4 protein-coding genes are annotated in these 4,991 nt (G+C 64.7%); 2 read left to right on the forward strand and 2 right to left on the reverse strand.

Features of this window, described 5'->3' with window-relative positions:
- Both AC2VOU_RS15140 and AC2VOU_RS15145 read right to left on the reverse strand, forming a co-directional pair.
- A partial coding sequence (locus AC2VOU_RS15140) for an NAD(P)-dependent alcohol dehydrogenase (RefSeq protein WP_486958121.1) occupies positions 1-647 on the reverse strand: 647 nt, incomplete at its 3' end.
- A gap of 80 nt (positions 648-727) precedes the next feature.
- Positions 728-1,780, reverse strand: coding sequence for an iron-siderophore ABC transporter substrate-binding protein (locus AC2VOU_RS15145; protein ID WP_054881029.1), 1,053 nt, complete (start codon positions 1,778-1,780; stop codon positions 728-730).
- 437 nt (positions 1,781-2,217) lie between these two features.
- On the opposite strand from AC2VOU_RS15145, the gene ctaD reads away from it, so the two are divergent.
- Together ctaD and serB are read left to right on the forward strand one after the other, a co-directional pair.
- A complete protein-coding gene (gene ctaD / locus AC2VOU_RS15150) occupies positions 2,218-3,942 on the forward strand; it encodes an aa3-type cytochrome oxidase subunit I (RefSeq protein WP_047313430.1) in 1,725 nt (574 codons plus the stop codon).
- A 43-nt stretch (positions 3,943-3,985) separates the two neighbouring features.
- Positions 3,986-4,991, forward strand: a 1,006-nt coding sequence (serB, locus tag AC2VOU_RS15155) for a phosphoserine phosphatase SerB (protein WP_486958122.1), incomplete at its 3' end; no start/stop codon positions are given.

Genomic DNA, 4,991 nt, shown 5'->3' on the forward strand with positions numbered 1-4,991 from the left:
CGCAGTCCGTCCTCCATCTTCTTCAGTGACTGCGACAGCACCGTCACGTCGCAGCCCAGCGCCGCGCCCAGCTTGACACCCATGTGTCCAAGACCACCCAAACCGATGATCGCGAGCCGCGTGCTCGGCTTCGCGTTCCAATACCGAAGCGGTGAGTAGAGCGTGATGCCCGCGCACAGCAGCGGCGCGGCGGCGTCCAGCGGTAGCGCATCGGGGATATGTACGACGAAGTTTTCGTCAACGACGATGGCCTGGCTGTAGCCACCTTGGGTTGACTGGCCGTCTTTGCCGATCGAGTTGTAGGTGAAGGTCGCGCCTGGTTTGCAGTACTGCTCGAGCCCGGCCAGACAGCTGCGGCATTCACCGCAGGAGCCCACCATGCAGCCCACGCCGACGCGGTCGCCGACCTTGTGTTTGGTGACCTCAGCGCCCACCGCGGTCACCACCCCGGCGATCTCATGGCCTGGGACCACCGGGTAATTCGGTTGGCCCCACTCAGCTTTGACGGTGTGGATGTCGGAGTGGCAGATCCCGGCGAACTTGATCTGGATCGCGACGTCGTGTGGACCCGGGTCGCGTCGGTTGATGGTGACCTTGGTCAGCGGTTCGGTCGCCGACGTGGCGGCGTAGGCGGAAACAGTAGGCACATCACGAGCTTAGCCGCGAGAGTGCAGCTATCGACCGCGCCTCTCGGGCGATGCGTCGCCCATTGCACTCTCGCGGGCACCTAGTTGATTGGCGCGTTGACCCACCGTAGGTCATCGACGATGCCGCGGGCTGCGACCACGCCCTCGCCGGTTTGCCACACCTCGTTGTTGACGATGAAGACCCGGTTGTCGTGATTGGCGGACAGCTTGCGCCACGGGCCGCTGTCCAGGACGGTGGCGGCGCGCTCCGCGGCGGCCGCCGACGCGCACGACACGTAGACGATGTCAGCGTCCGCCATTGAGAAGCCCGCGAAATCCGCCTTCGCGAGATCGGCATCGGTGGTGCCGATCTCGATATAAGCCTTGTCGGTGAATCGCTGTGCCGCGGGCCGGTCCACTCCGACCGCGGCAAGCACGCTGGCCGGGAAGTTATTGGATCCGTAAACCCGCATGGTGTTGGTGGTCAGCTGGACGATGGACGCTTGGTAGTGGGTTGCGTCATGAGTGGCCCCGATCTGGGTAGCCCGTTGGGAGAAGCCGGTGATCAATGCGTCTACGGCATCGCTGCGCGCCGTCGCGGCACCGACACCACGAAGGTTGTCTTCCCAGGCTGCGCCCGGTGCAGCGGTGAACACCGTCGGGGCGATCGCCGTCAGCTGTGGATACAACTTCGGCGTCAAGCCTGCAGAGCCCAGAATCAGATCCGGTTGAGCCGCCGCGATAGCGCCCAGGTCCGGGGCTCTGCGGGTACCCACGCCGGGCAGGCCATGTACGGCGTTGCCCAGGTAGGAGGGCTGGCTTGCGGAGCCGTCCGGCAATGCGGCGGCGACGACTCGGGATTGCAAGCCAAGCGCGCACAGCGCATCGAGCTGGTCACCGGCAAGCACCACAATGCGCTGTGCCTCGGCCGGCACCTGGGTCACATCTGGTTTGACTCCCGCGGCGTTGTGGGCCGGCCGTGTCGGCGGCCCCGGATCGACCGCGGCCGGCTCTGGCGCGCACGCCTGGTCCGGCTGGCGCTCATTTCCGAGCACACCGGCCCCCGCGATTTGGGTGGTGGGGGTGAGCAGCGATCGCGACGCGCTGGTGGGCGGCTGCTCGGAACCGCAGCCGCTGCACGTCACGGTTGCCATTGCTGTCAGCGCGGCCGCGGCCAATCTGGGTCGCCTCACGCCGAACAGCACGCGCTCGACGTTAACATCCGGCCCTATCGCGACCGGCGCGACACGGATGACGCTGTCGCGGTGCATCGAGTGTGTTCTGGCGGCTTTGAGTGTGCATTTAGGGCGGGAATTTCGCGATTGACCCGCCCTGGCCGCACAGTCGACGCTCTGCGAGCACACTCGACGCCATGCGGGCGAACCGGGGGTTGGTCAGAGCAGCCCGCGGGACGGCTCCGGTGAGGTATTTACGACAGTTCGTAGGACCAGACCTACCGCCCACCTCTCCGGGGGCTAAGATTCGTCTCTGTGTCGATGGTGATGACCCGCTGCGCCCGGCTTCGCCGCGCTTGCGATCATCACTGGATGCGTAGTGCGCCCCTGTCCGGAATGGATGTTTGGAGGAGCTGTTGACAGCCGAAGCGCCCCCGTTGGGAGAACTCGAGGCCATCCGTCCATATCCGGCCCGCACCGGTCCCAAAGGGAACCTTGTCTACAAGCTGATCACCACCACCGATCACAAGATGATCGGCATCATGTATTGCGTTGCCTGCTTCATCTTCTTCTTTGTGGGCGGCCTGCTGGCGCTGCTGATGCGTACCGAGTTGGCCGCACCTGGTCTGCAGTTCTTGTCGAATGAACAGTTCAACCAGCTGTTCACCATGCACGGCACGATCATGTTGTTGTTCTATGCCACCCCGATCGTGTTCGGCTTCGCCAACCTGGTGTTGCCGCTGCAAATCGGCGCACCCGACGTGGCATTCCCACGGCTGAACGCCTTTTCGTTCTGGTTGTTCTTGTTCGGCGCCACCATGGGGATGGCCGGTTTCATCACACCAGGCGGGGCCGCCGACTTCGGCTGGACCGCCTATACACCGTTGACCGACGCGATCCACTCGCCCGGTGCCGGCGGCGACCTGTGGATTATGGGTTTGATCGTCGCCGGTCTGGGCACCATCTTGGGTGCGGTCAACATGATCACCACCGTGGTCTGCATGCGTGCACCCGGGATGACGATGTTCCGGATGCCGATCTTCACCTGGAACATCCTGGTGACGTCCATCCTGGTGCTGATCGCGTTCCCACTGCTGACCGCCGCGCTGTTCGGGCTAGCCGCCGACCGCCACCTGGGAGCCCATGTCTACGACGCGGCCAACGGCGGAGTCCTGTTGTGGCAGCACCTGTTCTGGTTCTTCGGTCACCCCGAGGTCTACATCATCGCGCTGCCGTTCTTCGGGATCGTCTCAGAGATCTTTCCGGTCTTTTCCCGCAAGCCCATCTTCGGCTACACCACACTGGTTTACGCGACGCTGTCGATCGCTGCGTTGTCGGTCGCGGTGTGGGCGCACCACATGTTCGCCACCGGAGCCGTTCTGCTGCCGTTCTTTTCGTTTATGACGTATTTGATCGCGGTGCCGACCGGGATCAAGTTCTTCAACTGGGTCGGCACCATGTGGAAGGGCCAGTTGACCTTTGAGACGCCGATGCTGTTTTCGGTCGGCTTCGCGGTCACCTTCCTGTTGGGTGGTTTGACCGGTGTGCTGCTAGCCAGCCCGCCGCTGGACTTCCACGTGACCGACAGCTATTTCGTCGTCGCGCACTTTCACTACGTGCTGTTCGGCACCATCGTGTTCTCCACGTTTGCCGGCATCTACTTCTGGTTCCCCAAGATGACCGGTCGGCTGCTCGACGAGCGGCTGGGCAAGCTGCACTTCTGGCTGACGTTCATCGGTTTCCACACCACGTTCTTGGTGCAGCACTGGCTGGGCGACATGGGCATGCCCCGGCGCTACGCCGACTACCTGCCCACCGACGGCTTCCAGGGTCTCAACGTGGTCTCGACCATCGGGGCCTTCATCCTGGGTGCCTCAATGTTCCCGTTCGTGTGGAACGTCTTTAAGAGCTGGCGCTACGGCGAGGTGGTGACCGTCGACGACCCGTGGGGATATGGCAACTCGCTGGAATGGGCGACCAGTTGCCCGCCGCCGCGGCACAACTTCACCGAGCTGCCCCGGATTCGTTCGGAGCGTCCGGCGTTCGAGCTGCACTACCCGCACATGGTGGAACGATTGCGCGCCGAGGCGCACGTTGGGCGCCGTCACGCCGAGGAGCTCGCCGAGGTGAGTTCGCACTGATGCGGCGCGGCGGACGTTGTCAGATGAGCGGCGCATTTCAGGGGTGAACACACCACCCAAGGTGTCGGTGCTGATCACCGTCACCGGCGTGGATCAGCCAGGTGTGACGTCAGCGCTCTTCGCGGTGCTGTCGCGGCACGGGGTCGAGCTGCTCAACGTCGAGCAGGTGGTGATTCGGGGCCGGCTCACGTTGGGTGTGCTGGTGTCGTGCCCGCCGGAAGTCGCCGACGGTACCGCGTTGCGAGACGACGTGCAGGCCGCGATTCACCGGGTCGGTCTCGACGTCACGATCGAGCGCAGCGACGACGTGCCGATCATCCGGGAACCGTCGACCCACACGATTTTCGTGCTGGGCCGTCCGATTACCGCCCGGGCGTTCGGTGCGGTAGCGCGTGAGGTCGCGGCGCTGGACGTCAATATCGACGTCATTCGAGGTATCTCCGACTACCCGGTTACCGGGCTGGAGTTGCGAGTCTCGGCGCCGTTGGAAGCCGCGGGACCGCTGCGGACGGCCCTCAACCGGGTGGCCACCGCGGAGCATGTCGACGTGGCGGTGGAGGGTTACGGTCTGGCCCGGCGCACCAAACGACTCATTGTGTTTGACGTCGATTCCACCCTGGTCCAGGGCGAGGTGATCGAGATGCTGGCGGCCCGAGCGGGCGCGCTAGGGACGGTCGCCGCGATCACCGAGGCCGCGATGCGCGGTGAGCTGGATTTCGCGGAGTCGTTGCAGCGGCGGGTGGCCACCTTGGCGGGTCTGCCCGCCACGGTGATCGATGAGGTGGCCGATCAGTTGGAGCTGATGCCCGGTGCCCGGACCACGCTGCGGACGCTGCGACGGCTGGGCTTTCGTTGCGGGGTGGTGTCCGGAGGCTTTCGGCGGATCATCGAGCCGCTCGCACACGAGCTGATGCTGGACTTCGTCGCGGCCAATGAGCTAGAGATCGTCGACGGCATACTCACCGGCCGGGTGGTCGGCACCATCGTCGATCGGCCCGGTAAGGCCAAGGCGCTACGCGACTTCGCGGAGCAGGCTGGCGTGCCGATGG

Source organism: Mycobacterium sp. TH-M25, assembly GCF_057473665.1.